Here is a 15,113-nt window from a genome sequence, read left to right as displayed (position 1 = left end):
GGGCTCGTGAGTGCGCACACGAGTTAGAACTCGCGTAGGCACTCACGAGTCTTTGAACTGCACGGTGACCGAGTGCCGGTCCGAGGGCCAGTTGCCGACCAGAACGGTCCTCGCCGCGCCACCCGTACCTCGGGGCACCTGCGTCACCGCGATCGGCTCGCGGCCGCCGGGGTGCGCGGGCAGGTACAGGTCGGCACCGGTCAGGAACGGCAGCAGGCTGAACGGTGGCAACGGCTCGCCGAGGCGGCTGGTCCGGTCACAGTCCCGGTCGAACGCGAACACGCCGATGACCTGCCGCTGCCGCGGTGCGATCGCCGGGGCGAGGACGTCGGTGCCGTCGAACAGCAGCCGGTCGTTGCCGCCGCTGCTTTGATCGGCCCACCACTCCCGGTTCCTGGTCACCGTCACGGCCGTGTGGCCGGGGCAGCGGTCCACGTAGTCGGCGATCCCGCCGGGTGCGGAGACCTGCAACCGCAGGAACCGGTCGCTGCGCTCGAACGGTTCGAAGTAGAAGTGGTAGGTCGGCCTCCCGGCGCGGACGAGTGCCAGTTCGTAGTGCCGCCTGCCGTTGACCCGGACCGGGCCGAAGGAGCCGTCGGCGCCGACCCGCAGCGTGTGCCGCGGGCCGCCCGGTGTCCGGTTACCGGTCCGCGGGTTCAGCCGCCACACCTCCAGCCGCCCCTCGGCTCCGCTGTTCTGCGGGAAGAACACGGCCCGGCCTTCGATCTCGACCCGGCCGGGCGGCTCCGGGAGCACCGCCGTCGTGGCCGGACGGCGGCCGGTGAGGAACTCGTAGAGCACCGCGAAGCTCTCCGCCGAGGTGGCGACCTCGGTGTGGCCGAGGTCGGGCCGGTACACGTTCACCGCGCCGCCGATCGAGCCGTCCGGCTGCAGGCTGCCCCACAGCGCGAGTGTCGGGACGCCGCCTGGCGGCGTGGCGCTCGACCGCCCGTCGATGTTCACGTACTTGCGCACGGTCGCCGCCCGCTCCGGCACGGCGAGGTAGGCGTGCGCCACCGAGGTGCCCCGCGAGTGGGCCAGCACGTCGACCCGCGCGGCGCCGGTCCGCGCCCGGACCCCGGCGACGAACTCGGCGAGGCCCGCGACGGCCTGGTCGTTGTCGCCGATGGTGGTGTCGTACTCGTAGGCGTAGAGGCGGTCGTCGGCGTAGCCGTTGCCGGAGAACCGCTTGGCGTTGGACTGCCACTGCTGCGCCGAGCCCTGCTGGCCGTGCACGAAGATCACCGGGGTGCGGTCGTGTGCCCGCGCCGGTCCGGCGAGCACGGTCAGCGACGCGACGAGGGCGAGCACGGCGGCGAGTACCGCGGACCGCCGCGACGAGGGCCGGGTGTTCATGGCCGGTTGCTCCTCGCGTCGGCGGGCAGCAGGTAGCCGCTGCGGACGTTGGCGCGGTCCACCTTCCGCACCGCGCTGACGTAGCTGCCGCGGTTCGGGTAGAGCCGGGACAGCGTCTGCTCGTCGAACGGCTCGTGCGTGCCGAAGAGGAAGCAGAACGACTCACCGCTGTTGTCGCCGGTGTTGAGCGCCGTCGGCACCGCGAGCTGGGACAGCCGGATGCCGCCGAGCGCGAGGCCCAGCGCGTCACGTTTCTTGGTGACGCCGTCGGCCTCGAACGCCAGCGGCTCGGCGAGCGGCGGCGGGGTGCCGTGCTCGGTCCACCTGGCGAGATGGTGGTAGGCGGCGGCGGTGACGTGGTGCATCGGGATCCGGCTGAACGGTGGCCGGTCGCAGTCGTACTGCGGGGCGCCGCCGAGGTCCCGCTCGGAGATCGGGGCGCGGTAGACCTGGCCCTGGTACCCGGAGTGCGCCGCGCCCGCGACCTCCCAGCGGCGGAAACGGTCGGTGTCGGCGGGCCGCCGTGCGGTGCGGACGTCGGTCTCGGACAGGACCTGGAAGACCGGCTCGGCGCCCGCCCTGGCCGGCGCGCTGCCGACGATGAAGCCGAACCCGTCGAACACCGGGCGGGTTCTCGGCAGGACGTTGTCGTAGTAGACGGTCATCCGGCTCGCGGACTGCGAGGCGCCGATCGCCAGCAGGTTGCGTACCTCGAGCCCGCCCATCGGCGAGTCCGCCCCTTGCATGGCGACGGCCTCGCCCGCCTGCGCGAAGATGTCGTAGGAGAGCTCGTCCGCGGTGTGCGCGCCGCCGCCGGTCACGTCCAGGTGGCCGTACCGGGCCGGGCTCCAGGTGCGCAGGTGGTCGACCCCGACCCGTTGTGCGGAAACGCCGATCCACGCGTAACCGGCCCTGGTGACGGAGTCGGCGTTCCAGAGCGCGTCCAGGTCGTACCCGGCCGTGACGTTCTGCCATTCGACCAGTGCCGTGCCGTTGAACCGCTTGGGGTTCGCCGGGCGCCGGACCACGATCCGGGTGGTGTAAGGGACGTCGGTGGCGACCTGGACACCGTCGGTCGTCCAGCCGTCGGCCGCGCCGGAGAGGTAGAACTCCTCCTCGACGTAACCTCTGGCTGCGAGGTCGACCGGGGTGGAGAAGAAGGGGTAGGTGTCCGCCACGTCGCCGGCGAGCGGATCTCCCGGCACGCTGCCGGGTACCGGGCCGTCGACGTCGGGCACTGGGTCGGCGGCCGCGGCGGGTGCCGGGCTCACGGCGAGGAGGCCGGAAACGACGATCGCCGCGGCAAGGCGGCGCCAGGTGCTGCTCATCATCGCACTCCCAGGGAAACTGTGGGGAACAGCGACTCTAAGCAGCCGCTTACCCGAAGCGCCAGAGCGTGCGCGAGGCGTGAGATCGCGGTCGCACGCTCAGCGGGGCGTGAGCACGGCGCGGGCCGCGGGCTCCGCGGCCGCCAGGTCGAGCCGCCTGCCGTGCAGCAGTTCGGCATAGAGCGCGGACTCGACGATGCGCAGGTAGAGGTAGGCCAGCCCGTCGAGGTCGGCCGAGGGCCACGTGCCCGCGTCGCTCTCCAGCAGTATCTGCCGCTGGGCGTGCACGGCGCGCCGGTGCACCCGGCCGGAGGCGGTGAACAGGATCCGCGCTGCGGTGTCCGGCTCGGCGTGGAGGAACGTGCGGAACGGACCGGCATCCCACAGGTAGCCGGCGAAGTGCCTGGTGACCTCGAGGACGCCGTCGACGCCGCTGAGCGTCCGGCGCCTGCGGGCGCGGTCGAGCAGTTCCTCGCCGAGCCGCCACAGGACGTCGCCGAGGAGGGCGTCCCGGCTGTGCACCACCCGGTACAGCGTCGCCCTGCTGATGGCGAGGTCCGGTGCGAGCGCGTCCATGTCGACGGTGCCGTGCCGCAGGAAGAACCGGCAGGCGCCGCGCACGACCCGTTCCCGGCTGATGACCCGCCGGGTGCACGTGGGACCCGCCATCCCGATCCTCCGCTCCCCACACTGGTAGCCGGTCCAGTATGGGGCAGCGGAGCGTCGGATCGGTACCGCTCAGCCGCGCCCGACGAGCTCGCGGACGGTCTCGGCGAGCGGTGTCGTCGGGCGGCCGATGAGGAGTTTCAGCTCGCCGGTGGTTTCGGCGAGCAGGCCGTTCGCCTGGTCGGCGTCGAGCGCGACGAGAAGGTCGGCCACCGCGTCCGCAAGCCCGGCCGTCGTCAGTGCCGCGCGGTGGTCCTCGGCGCTCACGTCGCGGTAGGCGACCTCCTCGCCGGTGGCAGCCGAGATCGCGGCGGCCAGCTCGGGAAAGCTCCACGCCACGTCGCCGGCGAGCTCGTAGGTCCGGCCCCCGTGGCCTTCGGTGGTGAGCACGACGGCGGCCGCGGCCGCGTAGTCGGCCCGCGGGGCGCTGGCGACCCGGCCCTCGTCCGCGCTGCCCAGGTACGTCCCGGTGCGCGCGGCCTGCCGGATGCCCTCCTCGTAGTTCTCCGTGTACCAGTTGTTCCGCAGCAACGTGAACGGCAGGCCCGACTCACGGATCATCCGCTCGGTCGCCTTGTGGTCGGGTGCGAGGAACAGCGACGTCGTGTCCGCCCGCGGGGCGCTGGTGTAGACGACGCGCTCGACCCCCGCCTGCCTCGCCGCCGTCACCACGGCCGTGTGCTGCCGCACGCGCTCGCCGATCTCGTTGCCGGAGATCAGCAGGAGCCGCTGCGCTCCCGCGAGCGCGCTGTTCAGCGTCTCCGGCCGGTCGTAGTCCGCCTCGCGCACCTCGACGCCGAGCTCGGCCGCCTTCTCGGGGTCGCGCACCGCGGCGACGATGTGATCGGCGGGCACCTTCGTCTTGAGCTGCTCGATCACCAGACGGCCGAGCTGGCCGGTGGCACCTGTCACGACGATCATTCTGTTCACTCCTCGGAACGGGGCTCGGTATGCACGCCGGGTGTGCACGAACTTTTCGAAAGTACAGACTAGAAGTTAGTACTGTCACGTTCGCGGTATCCTGAGCGGTATGGAAGACGTCGACCAGCAGTATCCGGACGTGTTCGCGCGCGCCTGCCCGTCCCGCGGCGCGCTGGAGCACGTGACCGGCCGGTGGGGGATCCTCGCGATGGTCGCGCTGCGCGAGGGGACGTTCCGGTTCAACGCGCTGCGCAGGCGGGTGGACGGCGTCAGCGAGAAGATGCTCGCCCAGACGCTGCAGGGGCTGGAGCGGGACGGCTTCGTGTCCCGCGCGGCGCAGCCGACGATCCCGCCGCGGGTCGAGTACAGCCTGACGCCCCTCGGCCGGGCTACCGCGGAGCGGCTCGCCGGCCTGGTCGAGCTCGTGGAGGGCCGGCTGCCCGAGGTGCTCGCGGCGCGCGCCGCCTACGACGAGGCGAAACGGCCGGTGGCCGCGGAGCCCGCGCAACGGTAGGGGACAGCGCGCACCGGCTCGTGAGTGCGCACACGAGTTCTAACTCGCGTGCGCACTCACGAGCCGGGTACGGGCACGATCTCGCGGCCCAGCGGCACGAGCGAGACCGGGATCATCTTGAAGTTCGCGACGCCCAGCGGGATGCCGATGATCGTGACGCACAGCGCCAGGCCGGTGACCGCGTGGCCCAGTGCGAGCCACCAGCCCGCGAAGACGATCCAGACGATGTTGCCGATGAGCGAGGGTGTTCCGGCGTCGCGCCGGTCGACGAGCGTGCGGCCGAACGGCCAGAGCGCGTAGTTGGCGATGCGGAACGAGGCGAGCCCGAACGGGATCGTGACGATCAGCAGGCAGCAGATTATCCCGGCGACGACATAGCCGACCGCCATCCAGAATCCCGACAGGACGAGCCAGATCACGTTCAGCAGCAGGCGCATATGGCCATTGTCACTGATCGGGTGACGCCGTGGTCAGACCAGCAGCTCGCCGCGCGTGACGGTCACCGCCTGGCCGGACAGCGTCACGCGGCCACCACGCAGCTGCATGCCGACGATGCCACCGCGCCGGGACGCCTGCTCGCCGGTGAGCTCGATCCGGCCGAGCCGGGCGGCCCAGTAGGGGGCGAGCGCGCAGTGCGCCGAGCCGGTGACCGGGTCCTCCGGGATGCCGACGGCCGGCGCGAACACCCGGCTGACGAAGTCGGTGCCGTCGCGGTCGCTCTCGGCGGTGACCACCGCCCCGCACGGGGCGGGCAGCCCCGCGATCACCGTCAGATCGGGCTCGACGGCACGTACCTGTGCGGCATCGGCGGCGCGCACGAGCACGTCGTCCGAGGTGCGGGCAAGCTCCTCGATCGTCACACCGGGCAACGCCGGCGGAAGGACGTCCAGCCCGGGCTCGTCCCCGGCGAGCGGGACCGGGACATCCGCGGGAAGGTCCATCCACACCCGGTCGCCGTCGGCCGTGCAGCGCAGCTCCCCGCTGCGCGTGTCGAAGACCTGGGTGCCGCCGAGGACGTGCGTGGCCGCCAGCGTCGCGTGCCCGCACAGGTTCACCTCGGCCACCGGCGTGAACCACCGCAACGGTTTGGGCTCGGCAGTGGTGACCACGAACGCGGTGTCGGCATGGCCCAGCTCGGCGGCCACGTCCTGCATCCACCGCGGGCTCGCGGGCGCGTCGAGCAGCACCACGCCCGCCGGGTTGCCGCGGAACGCCTCCCCGGTGAACGCATCGACGGTGTAAAGCCGCATATGTCCGACTCTAGTGGCTGTCCGTGTATCCCCATCTGCAGATGGCCGGGCCGATGCCGGATTCCTAGACTCGCCGGAGCCGCCATCGCCGACGCCGGGGAGGTAACCATGCCGGGCGCACCTGCCGTGCCGAGCTACGCATCGGGCACTTCGGATGTCCCGCTGCTCGGCGACACGATCGGGGACAACTTCGACCGGACCGTGCAGGCGTTCGGTGCGCGGGACGCGCTGGTCGACCAGCAGGCGGGACGGCGGTGGAGCTACCGCGAGCTGGCGGCAGAGGTGGACGCCCTCGCGCTCGGCCTGCTCGACCGGGGCATCACCAAGGGCGACCGGGTGGGCATCTGGTCGCCGAACTGCGCCGAGTGGACCTTCACCCAGTACGCGACCGCGAAGATCGGCGCGATCCTGGTGAACATCAACCCGGCGTACCGTTCGCACGAGCTGGAGTATGTGCTCAACCAGGCCGGCATCAGGCTGCTGATCGCTGCGGAGAGCTTCAAGACCTCCGACTACGCCGGCATGATCGCCGGGGTACGGCCCCGTTGCGAGCGCCTGGAGCAGGTGGTGCTGCTCGGCGGCGACGACTGGAACTCACTGCTCGAGCAGGGCAGGCGGGCCGACCCGGCGCGGCTGGAACCGGTGCGCGACTCGCTCAGCGCCGACGACCCGATCAACATCCAGTACACCTCGGGCACCACGGGCTTTCCCAAGGGCGCCACGCTCAGTCACCACAACATCCTCAACAACGGCTTCTTCGTCGGCGAGCTGTGCAACTACACCGAGGCCGACCGGGTGTGCATCCCGGTGCCCTTCTATCACTGCTTCGGCATGGTGATGGGCAACCTCGCGTGCACAAGCCACGGCGCCTGCATGGTCATCCCGGCGCCTTCGTTCGACCCGAAGGCGACCCTGCGGGCGGTGCAGGAGCAACGGTGCACGTCGCTCTACGGCGTGCCGACGATGTTCATCGCCGAACTCGCCGAACCGGACTTCTCCTCGTTCGACCTCACCAGCCTGCGGACCGGCATCATGGCGGGCTCGCCGTGCCCCGTCGAGGTGATGAAGCAGGTCATCGAGCGGATGGGGATGGCGGAGGTGTCGATCTGCTACGGCATGACCGAGACCTCCCCGGTGTCCACCCAGACCCGCGCCGACGACTCGATCGAGCGCCGCGTGTCCACCGTCGGCCGGGTCGGGCCGCACCTGGAGGTCAAGATCGTCGACCCGGCGACCGGGCTGACCGTCCCGCGGGACACCCCCGGCGAGTTCTGCACCCGCGGCTACTCGGTGATGCTGGGCTACTGGGAACAGCCCGACAAGACGGCCGAGGCCATCGACCAGGCGCGCTGGATGCACACCGGCGACCTCGCGGTGATGGACGGCGAGGGCTACGTCAACATCACCGGCCGGATCAAGGACATGGTGATCCGGGGTGGGGAGAACCTCTATCCGCGCGAGATTGAGGAGTTCCTCTACACCCATCCCGACATCCTCGACGCCCAGGTGATCGGCGTGCCCGACGAGCGCTACGGCGAGGAGCTGATGGCCTGGGTCCGGGTGCGTGAGGGCGCCGAGCCGGTCACCGCCGAGAGCCTGCGCGAGTTCTGCACCGGCAAGCTCGCCCACTACAAGATCCCGCGCTACGTGCGGGTCGTCGACGAGTTCCCGATGACCGTCACCGGCAAGGTCCGCAAGGTCGAGATGCGTGAGAAGTCGATCGAGCTGCTCGGCCTGCGGACCGGATGAGCCGTACGGCCGGCCTCAGCCGCCCGCGCCCGGTACGCCCATCGTGGGCAGCTCGGGAGCCGACGCGAAGATGTCGAGGTACATGCCGCCCGCGACGAGCAACCCGATCGCGCCGAGCAGGACGCCGCCCAGCGCCACGGCCTTCGCCCACGGCGCGGTGTCCGGCCGCCTGGCGTGCGCGGCCAGCAGGACGCCGCCGATGAGGACGGCGACCAGGGCGAAGGCGCCGTTGATGAGTGCCGCTGTGTGCCACGGCGCGCCGTAGAACGCCTCGACCTGGTCGCCACCGGCGCCGGTGCTCGCCTCGATCTGGCCGATGATCTCCATGCGCGAGTGCAGCATGTCGCCGAGCGCGGTGCCGGTGAGCGAGCTCAGCCCGAGCCCGGCACTGACGATCGCCGCACCGCCCGCCAGGAAACCGCGGGCGGGCGGTGTGCGCGCGGGAACGGCCGCGGTGCCCGGGCCGTCCGCGGCCTCGGTGGTGCCCTCGGTGTGCTCCGTGTTCTCGGCGTTCTCGGAGGCCTCGGTGTTCTGGGTGTTCTGGGTGGCCTGGGTGTCGTCGGCGTGCTCGGTGTCCTGGGCCTCCGGAGCGTCCGGTGTTCCGCCCTCGTCGGTGGTCCTGGTCTCGGTCTCGGGGTCGGTCTCGGTGTCGTTGCCGGAGGCCGTGTCATTGGAAGCCATTGGGCGGCACCGTACGGGAAGGGACCTAACGCCCGGGTGAAGCGTCCTCCGAACGGAGTGCCTGGCTGATCTGTTCAGGGCTGAGGCGCTGCCTGCTGACGTAGTACAGCACCGAGCCGGCGGGCAGTTCCGTCCGCCAGTCCGGGTTGACCATCAGCTGCTCGCCCGCCCGCGCGGCGAGCAGCGTCGCCCCGTGCCCGCGACCGAGCGCGGTCCGGCAGCGGTCGACGAGCACGGGCCCCAGCGACTCCGGCAGCGGCACCGAGTAGGTGTTGGCCCCGCCGTGGGTCATCAGTTCCGCGTACACCTCGGCGATGCCGGGTGAGGTCAGCTCCTCGGTGATCATGCGCGGGGTGTGCCACTGCACGGAACGGATGTCCTCGTCCACGTAGCGCAGCAGCGAGGTCTGCGCCATGTCCCGCAGGGTCACCACGATGTGCGCGTCCGCGTTGACATGGTTGACGGTCACCGCTATCGCCAGTGCCTCGTTGTCGTCGCGGGCGTCGACGAGCACGGTGCGGGCACGGTCGACGCCCGCCCGCCGCAGCACGTCCGACTCCGTCGGCTCGCCACGCACGAAGTCGATGGGCTCCTCGGGCATGGGGTGCGTCGGCACCTCGTCCCAGGCGCACAGCACCACCGCGCAACCGCCGTCGGCGAGCAGTTCGCCGACGATCCGTTCGGTCCGCCCGGCGGTGTAGCCGATCAGTACGATGTGGCCGGACGCGCTCACGGTGATGGAGCCCTGCATTCGTCGTCCCCTCGCTTGTTCCAGCACCGATGCCATCTTGGTGAACACCGTCGTCAGCGTCACGATGCCGCCGATGATGACGTAGGCCCCGACGACATGCCCGCCCCCGGACTCCGGGAAGAAGTCGCCGTAGCCGACGGTCGCCGCGGTGACGACGAAGTACCACCAGTAGTTCTCCGGACGGATCAGCTCGCTGCCCGAGGGCTCGGCGAGTGCCATCAGCGGCCAGCTCGTCACGAAGACGACGATGATCACCACGATCGGCGCCGCCCAGGTGCGCAGCACGCTCAGCCGGAGCAGCAGCCGGGACAGGAAAAACGGCACGCGGCTCACCCTAACGCTCGTGAGTGCGCACGCGAGTTAGAACTCGCGTGCGCACTCACGAGTCAGCCCGGGGTGGCCTCGGCGAAGGCCTTGGCGTCCTCCTCGCCGAAGGTCTCCTCCAGCTGTTCCGGCGAGTAGTCGAGGTCGATGGCGGCGACGTCGGCTCCGCGCGCCGACTCGATCGCGCCGAGCCTGCGCTGCGCCCGGTCGGCGGCGTACTGCACGAACTCCTGGTTGTCGATGCCGAAGGGCATCTCGTCGAACTGGTCGTTGACCCACTCGATCATGTTCAGCGCGTGCGGGAGCAGCTCGGCCATCCGCTGCTGCACCACCTCCCACAGCGAGTCGTCGGCCGCGATGTGCCGCCGGCAGGTGAAGGTGCCCCACGCCATGTGCCTGCGCTCGTCGTCGCCGATGCGGCGGATGAGTTCCTGCATGCCCGGCAGGATGTCGCGTGAGGTGCACACCTTCTGCCACGCGTAGTAGCCGGTCAGCGCGAGGCTGCCCTCGATGACGTGGTTGTAGGTCACGCTCGCGCGCACCTGGTTGGCCGGGCTCGGGTCCCGCTCCAGCACGCCGAGCGACTCGGGCAGCTCCTCGTAGAAGAGCTTGCGGTAGTGCGGGTTCTCCGCGACGTAGGGGTGCAGGTCGTCGGTGAGGCCCACGGCGTCCATCCAGCGGCGGAAGACCTCGGTGTGCTTGGCCTCCTCGAAGCAGAACTGCGTCAGGTACATCTCGTCGGCGAGCCTGCCCTCGGCCGCCATCGCCTTCATGAACGGCTGGATGTCCTCGGTGACGGCCTCCTCACCGGCAATGAACTGGGCACACAGGTAGGTCGCCGAGCGCCGCTGCTCGTCGTCGAGCGCCTCCCAGCCTGCGCGATCGGAACTGAAGTCGATGTCCGCGGGGTTCCAGAACTTCTTGTTGCCCTTGACGAACAGCCGCAACGGGAACGAGTCCCAGTTGAGGCCGCCGCGGCGCAGCGACTGGAAACCCTCGCGGTGCGGCGCGCTGGCGATGGTCATGGCAGGCCCTCCGTGTCACTCCGATGTGGACTCTGTGGACTCTGTGGACGAGTAGTGCTCGGTCAGTGGCATGATCACCGCGCACACGCCGTCGGCGGCCTCGGCCGCCGAGTGGGTGGGCAACATGAGGTAGCTCAGCGTCAGCCGGACCATCGTCTCGGCGACGAGTTCGGCCCGGCGCAACCCGGGCACCCGCGCGCGCAGATTGCCCTCCGCCAGCTCGGTGGCGGCGCGCAGGATCGGCTGGCCACGGGTGGTGAGCAGTGGCAGCAGGTCCTCGGCCACCTCGGTGCCCAGCGTGGCGGCGACGAGCCGGTTCTCCCTCGCGTGCTCGATGGTGAACACCGTCGCGGAGTGGATGCCGGTGAGCAGGTCGTCGTCGGCGTTCAGCCGCTGCTGGATGCCGTCCAGGAACTCCGCGGCGGTGCGCAGCGCCACCGCCTGCACGAGCGCTGCCTTGCTGCCGAACTCGTTGTAGACGGTCTGCCTGCTGACTCCGACCTGTGCCGCGACGTCCGCCATGCGCAGCCCCGCGTAGCCGCGCTCGGGCAGGAGGTCGGTGGCGGCGTCGAGCAGTTCCTCGCGCAGCGACGCCTTGGCGCGTTCGGTGAAGCTGGTGATCTGCGACACGTCCCTAGCTTGACATACAGGCGCTTAGTGTCAAGTAGATCGACATGCTCCGTATGTGTGTATACGAGTCTCCGGTGGCTAGCCTGGTACCTCGTGGCGATCTGCGTGGGTTTCGACCTGGACATGACACTGATCGATCCACGGCCGGGCATGGTGCTGGCGATGGATGCGCTGGCGAGGGAGGCGGGACTCGCGCTCGACGGCGAGCGCTTCGCGGCGAACCTCGGCCCGCCGCTGCAGCAGGTGCTCCGGGGCTTCGAGACGCCGGAGGAGCGCATCCCGGAACTGGTCACGCGCTTCCGGGAGATGTACCCGGATCTCGTCGTGCCGCGCACGGTCGCGCTGCCCGGAGCCGAGGCCGCGCTGGCGGCCGTGCACGCGGACGGCGGGCGCACGCTCGTGGTCACCGGGAAGTACGAGCCGAACGCCGCGCTGCACGTGGAGGCACACGGCCTCGCGGTGGACGCGCTGGTCGGCGACCTGTGGGCCACCGGAAAGGCCGCGGCGCTCAAGACGCACCACACCATCGTCTACGTGGGCGACCACATCGGTGACATGCACGGCGCGCGGGCCGCCGGTGCGATGGCCGTCGGCGTGCTGACCGGTCCCTGCACCCGCAGGGAACTGCTCGCCGCCGGCGCGCACGTGGTGCTCGGCTCACTCGCCGAGTTCCCCGCGTGGCTCGCCGGGGTTCGCCGCTCCGGGACGCTCAGCGCTGCCGATGCTCTCGCACGAGGGCCACAAGACCCAGCGCGAGACCGAGCGGTGTGATGACGCCGGCGGCGGCGCTCAGCCAGACCGGCAGGTCCTCCAGCCCGGCGGCGAACAGAACGAAGACGGCGACGACGGCGACCATGCCGATCGCGAAGAGCGCGACGCCCGTGCGCATCAGCCAGGGCTTGCGACTCCCGGGCCGGGAATTCTCGTCGACGGCGGCTTCCATGCCGCCATCTTAAGGACCCCGCCCGCCGGTGACCGGGATACCCGGCTTCTTCTCCCCACGGTGTGTGGCGAGATAGGCTTGACGGACACGCGTCCTGGGTACGCACCTGGGGCGCGTTCGTCGTGCGGGGCCGGACGCCTGGCCGGCCCGTTGCAGCAGAGTGAAGGAACGGTGAGGGTAGTGCCGACCGGCAAGGTCAAGTGGTACGACGCGGAGAAGGGTTTCGGCTTCGTCACGCAGGATGACGGCGAGGACGTATACATTCGCAAATCCGCGTTGCCGCAGGGAGTCGAGGCCCTCAAGGCAGGTCAGCGGCTGGAGTTCGGCGTCGCCGACGGCCGCCGCGGCCCGCAGGCTCTCTCCGTGCGGCTGCTCGACCCGCCGCCTTCGGTCGCCGAGGCGCGCCGCCGCCCCGCCGAGGAGCTGCACGGCCTCATCGACGACATGATCAAGCTGCTGGAGATGCGGGTGCAGCCTGAGCTGCGCCGCGGCCGCTACCCGGATCGCAAGAACATCAAGCGCATCGCCGAGGTGATGCGGGCCGTCGCGCGGGACCTGGACCCCTGAGGTCGTGAGTGCGCACACGAGTTAGAACTCGCGTGCGCACTCACGAGGTGGCGCGCGGGTCGAGCTGCAGCGACCACACGCCGCGCACCACGAGCTGCGGCTCGCCTGCCTCGTCGAGGATCGGCTCACCCTGCGCGTCGGCCGCGTAGGCACCGCCGAGCTGCTGGATCTCGACGACCAACAGCCGCTCGCCCGGTGCGGGCTCGACGGTGTAGGCGTGCTGCGTGCCGTCGGTGAACACCTCCTGCCGCACCGGTTGCGGCCTGCCCTCGGCGTCGAGGTACTGCACGTTCACCGCCCACGGCGTGCGCGAGACGTCGGCGGGCAGGGACACCTGCACCGGCTTGCCCGGCCGCGTCCGCAACGTGGCCGGGCCGCCGTGCTGGTCGCACGACTTCAGCAGCACGTCGCAGTAGACCAGCGGCTCGGCGCGCACGGACTCGCCGTCGGTGTAGAAGCTGACCTCGGGCGGGCCGGGGGCGGAGCAGCCGGCCATCGTCAGCGCGCCACCGGCCAGCAGCGCCACCAGAACACGTCGCATACCGCGAAGATTACGAGCCGGTGCGGGAGGAGTACCCGGCCGGTCCCCGCTGCGCGCTCGCCGCGCGGCCGGGCCGCAGCGGCCGGTCACCACCGAGACCGGGGATCAACGACGTCCCCTTGCGCACCAGCCACGTCTGCGCGAGGCCGACTGCCAGCAGCAGCGACACGGTGAGGAAGCCGATCCAGTACGTGGGCGGCAGCAGCAGGCCGACCGCGCCGCCGCAGACCCAGGACAGCTGCAACACCGTCTCCGAGCGGCCGAACGCCGACGCCCGCGACTCCTCGGGCATGTCGTGCTGGATGACGGCGTCCAGACTGTTCTTCGCCAGCGCGCTGGCGGTGGCGCCGACGAGCCCGACGACGGCCGCCGTCGCGATACCGGACAGCAGCGCCGCGAGCACGGTGGACAGCAGCGTCCCCGCGAGACAGCCGAGGACCACCTGGTCCGGCTTGCCGATCTGCAACCGGGAGCCCAACGCGTTGCCGAGGAACCCGCCCGCGGCTGCCGCCACGCCGATGATGCCGAGCAGCAGCAACTGCACGAACGGGCTCTGCCCGCTGTCCTCCGTCTGCGCCTTGACCGCGAACGCGGCGAACATCATCAGGAAGCCGGTCAGTATGCGAATCGACCCGTTCGCCCACAACGCGACCACCACGTGCCGCCCCATGGGCTGCCGTTTCTTGCGTTCGGCACCCGCGGACAGTGTCGCGGGCACCTCTCCCTCGGTGACCTCGACCCAGGACGGTATCCGCATCGCCTGCACCGCCCCGACCACGCAGATGACCGCGGTGAACCACAGCGCGCCCGCGGAGCCGAACGCCCCGTTGAACCCGCTGGCGATCGCGCCGAACACGCCCGCGGAGGCAAGGCCGAACACGGCCAGCCGCGCGTTGGTCTTGGAGAGGGTGATGTCCGGCGGCACCACCCTCGGCGTGACCGCCGCCTTGAGCACCATGAACGACTTGGACAGCACCATCTTGCCGAGCGCGGCCGGGTACAGGCCCCAGTCGTTGAAGTGCAGGGCCATCAGCACGCACATGAGCGCCTGCCCGGCGGAGGCCACGCACATGGCGAGCCTGCGGCCGCGCTGGATGCGATCCAGCGCCGGACCGATCACCGGGGCGACGAGCGCGAACGGCGCTATCGTGATCAGCAGGTACAGCGCGACCCTGCCGCGGCTCTCGCCGCTGCTGGCGGCGAAGAACAACGTGTTCGCCAGCGCGACCGCCATCGCGGCGTCGCTGGCGTAGTTGAGCATCACCGCGTACGTCAGCGACGTCAGCCCGGACTTGTCGGCGCCGTCGGCCCGCGTGGCGCGGTGGAACGCCCCGACCGCCTGCTCGGTGAAGTGCCTGCCGCGCATCGCCGCGACCCTGGTCACGGTGATCTTCTTCGGCAGCCGTGGTGCGGAGGCGTCCGCGCCGTCGAAGCCGTGTTCGGTACGCGGCTGCTCGCCGGGCGGCACATCGGCGCCCGGCCGTGGCTGGCCGGGCGCGTAGCCGCCGGTGTCGTAGCGCTCGTAGTCGCCAGGCGGCTCGCGCCGGGGCGGCGGTGGTGCGGGTCGCTCCTGCCAGGCCGGCTGAGTCCGCCACTGGCCCGGCTCGGGCGGGGGGTACGGCCGTGCGCCCCGCCGAGGCGGTGGTGGCGGCGCCGGTGGTGGGGCAGGCGCCGCACCGGTGGGTGCCTCGTCCGCGTTCGGGGGTTGCGCCGCCGGGCGGGCCCGGGTGGGTGGTGGTACGGGCCGGGGTCCGTCGGGGACCCAGCCCTGCCGCTTGCCCTTACGACCGGCGCGCCCTTTACCCAGGCGGCCGAACCGAGGCCCGCCTGGTTCGGAACGCATGTCCTCAATCCTGCCGTACTCGGA

At 71.1% G+C, this 15,113-nt stretch carries 17 protein-coding genes; 4 read left to right on the top strand and 13 right to left on the bottom strand.

Annotated features, from left to right (window positions below; translation table 11 throughout):
* Positions 1 to 42 precede the first annotated feature (42 nt).
* From JAP66_RS09960 to JAP66_RS09945, 4 genes are all read right to left on the bottom strand, one after another.
* On the bottom strand, positions 43 to 1,356 hold the full coding sequence (locus tag JAP66_RS09960) for a hypothetical protein (RefSeq protein ID WP_199431352.1): 1,314 nt from the start codon (positions 1,354 to 1,356) through the stop codon (positions 43 to 45).
* Complete coding sequence (locus tag JAP66_RS09955; RefSeq protein ID WP_235998905.1) at positions 1,353 to 2,684, bottom strand: alpha/beta hydrolase domain-containing protein; 1,332 nt, start codon at positions 2,682 to 2,684, stop codon at positions 1,353 to 1,355. The genes JAP66_RS09960 and JAP66_RS09955 overlap by 4 nt, the downstream gene beginning before the upstream one ends.
* Before the next feature lie 99 nt (positions 2,685 to 2,783).
* Positions 2,784 to 3,353, bottom strand: coding sequence for a QsdR family transcriptional regulator (locus tag JAP66_RS09950; RefSeq protein WP_199431351.1), 570 nt, complete (start codon positions 3,351 to 3,353; stop codon positions 2,784 to 2,786).
* A gap of 69 nt (positions 3,354 to 3,422) precedes the next feature.
* The gene (locus tag JAP66_RS09945; protein WP_199431350.1) at positions 3,423 to 4,271 is read right to left on the bottom strand and encodes an SDR family oxidoreductase; all 849 of its coding nucleotides are present in this window, start codon (positions 4,269 to 4,271) and stop codon (positions 3,423 to 3,425) included.
* Between the two features lie 109 nt (positions 4,272 to 4,380).
* On the opposite strand from JAP66_RS09945, the gene JAP66_RS09940 reads away from it, so the two are divergent.
* Positions 4,381 to 4,785, top strand: coding sequence for a winged helix-turn-helix transcriptional regulator (locus JAP66_RS09940; RefSeq protein WP_199431349.1), 405 nt, complete (start codon positions 4,381 to 4,383; stop codon positions 4,783 to 4,785).
* Positions 4,786 to 4,841: 56 nt separating this feature from the next.
* On the opposite strand, the gene JAP66_RS09935 is transcribed toward JAP66_RS09940, so the two are convergent.
* Positions 4,842 to 5,222, bottom strand: coding sequence for a YccF domain-containing protein (locus JAP66_RS09935; RefSeq protein ID WP_199431348.1), 381 nt, complete (start codon positions 5,220 to 5,222; stop codon positions 4,842 to 4,844).
* A gap of 33 nt (positions 5,223 to 5,255) precedes the next feature.
* Positions 5,256 to 6,035, bottom strand: coding sequence for a PhzF family phenazine biosynthesis protein (locus JAP66_RS09930; RefSeq protein WP_199431347.1), 780 nt, complete (start codon positions 6,033 to 6,035; stop codon positions 5,256 to 5,258).
* A 108-nt stretch (positions 6,036 to 6,143) separates the two neighbouring features.
* On the opposite strand from JAP66_RS09930, the gene JAP66_RS09925 reads away from it, so the two are divergent.
* Positions 6,144 to 7,784, top strand: a complete 1,641-nt coding sequence (locus tag JAP66_RS09925) for an AMP-binding protein (protein ID WP_199431346.1) — start codon at positions 6,144 to 6,146, stop codon at positions 7,782 to 7,784.
* A gap of 15 nt (positions 7,785 to 7,799) precedes the next feature.
* Here the strand turns inward: JAP66_RS09925 and JAP66_RS09920 are convergent, their stop codons facing one another.
* The 4 genes from JAP66_RS09920 to JAP66_RS09905 form a co-directional block, all read right to left on the bottom strand.
* Positions 7,800 to 8,465, bottom strand: a complete 666-nt coding sequence (locus tag JAP66_RS09920) for a hypothetical protein (protein ID WP_199431345.1) — start codon at positions 8,463 to 8,465, stop codon at positions 7,800 to 7,802.
* A gap of 25 nt (positions 8,466 to 8,490) precedes the next feature.
* Complete coding sequence (locus JAP66_RS09915) at positions 8,491 to 9,540, bottom strand: NAD-binding protein (protein ID WP_199431344.1); 1,050 nt, start codon at positions 9,538 to 9,540, stop codon at positions 8,491 to 8,493.
* A 62-nt stretch (positions 9,541 to 9,602) separates the two neighbouring features.
* Positions 9,603 to 10,565 (bottom strand): R2-like ligand-binding oxidase, encoded by a 963-nt coding sequence (locus tag JAP66_RS09910; RefSeq protein WP_199431343.1) that lies wholly within the window; start codon positions 10,563 to 10,565, stop codon positions 9,603 to 9,605.
* 15 nt (positions 10,566 to 10,580) lie between these two features.
* The gene (locus JAP66_RS09905) at positions 10,581 to 11,186 is read right to left on the bottom strand and encodes a TetR/AcrR family transcriptional regulator (protein ID WP_199431614.1); all 606 of its coding nucleotides are present in this window, start codon (positions 11,184 to 11,186) and stop codon (positions 10,581 to 10,583) included.
* A 102-nt stretch (positions 11,187 to 11,288) separates the two neighbouring features.
* On the opposite strand from JAP66_RS09905, the gene JAP66_RS09900 reads away from it, so the two are divergent.
* Positions 11,289 to 11,966, top strand: coding sequence for an HAD family hydrolase (locus JAP66_RS09900; RefSeq protein WP_199431342.1), 678 nt, complete (start codon positions 11,289 to 11,291; stop codon positions 11,964 to 11,966).
* Here the strand turns inward: JAP66_RS09900 and JAP66_RS09895 are convergent.
* Positions 11,905 to 12,138, bottom strand: coding sequence for a hypothetical protein (locus tag JAP66_RS09895; protein ID WP_199431341.1), 234 nt, complete (start codon positions 12,136 to 12,138; stop codon positions 11,905 to 11,907). The two genes, JAP66_RS09900 and JAP66_RS09895, sit on opposite strands and share 62 nt — an antisense overlap.
* Positions 12,139 to 12,318: 180 nt before the next feature.
* On the opposite strand from JAP66_RS09895, the gene JAP66_RS09890 reads away from it, so the two are divergent.
* Positions 12,319 to 12,705, top strand: coding sequence for a cold-shock protein (locus JAP66_RS09890; RefSeq protein ID WP_199431340.1), 387 nt, complete (start codon positions 12,319 to 12,321; stop codon positions 12,703 to 12,705).
* A gap of 40 nt (positions 12,706 to 12,745) precedes the next feature.
* On the opposite strand, the gene JAP66_RS09885 is transcribed toward JAP66_RS09890, so the two are convergent.
* Positions 12,746 to 13,246: a DUF2771 family protein gene (locus JAP66_RS09885; RefSeq protein ID WP_199431339.1), complete on the bottom strand. Its 501-nt coding sequence runs from the start codon at positions 13,244 to 13,246 to the stop codon at positions 12,746 to 12,748.
* A gap of 10 nt (positions 13,247 to 13,256) precedes the next feature.
* Entirely contained in the window at positions 13,257 to 15,089 is a 1,833-nt protein-coding gene (locus JAP66_RS09880; protein WP_199431338.1) for an MFS transporter, read from the bottom strand.
* Positions 15,090 to 15,113 lie beyond the last annotated feature (24 nt).

The organism is Qaidamihabitans albus, assembly GCF_016464705.1.
GTDB classification, from domain to species: domain Bacteria; phylum Actinomycetota; class Actinomycetes; order Mycobacteriales; family Pseudonocardiaceae; genus Qaidamihabitans; species Qaidamihabitans albus.
The sequence above is the reverse complement of the archived record's forward strand: the minus strand, read 5'-3'. Positions and strand labels throughout refer to the sequence as shown.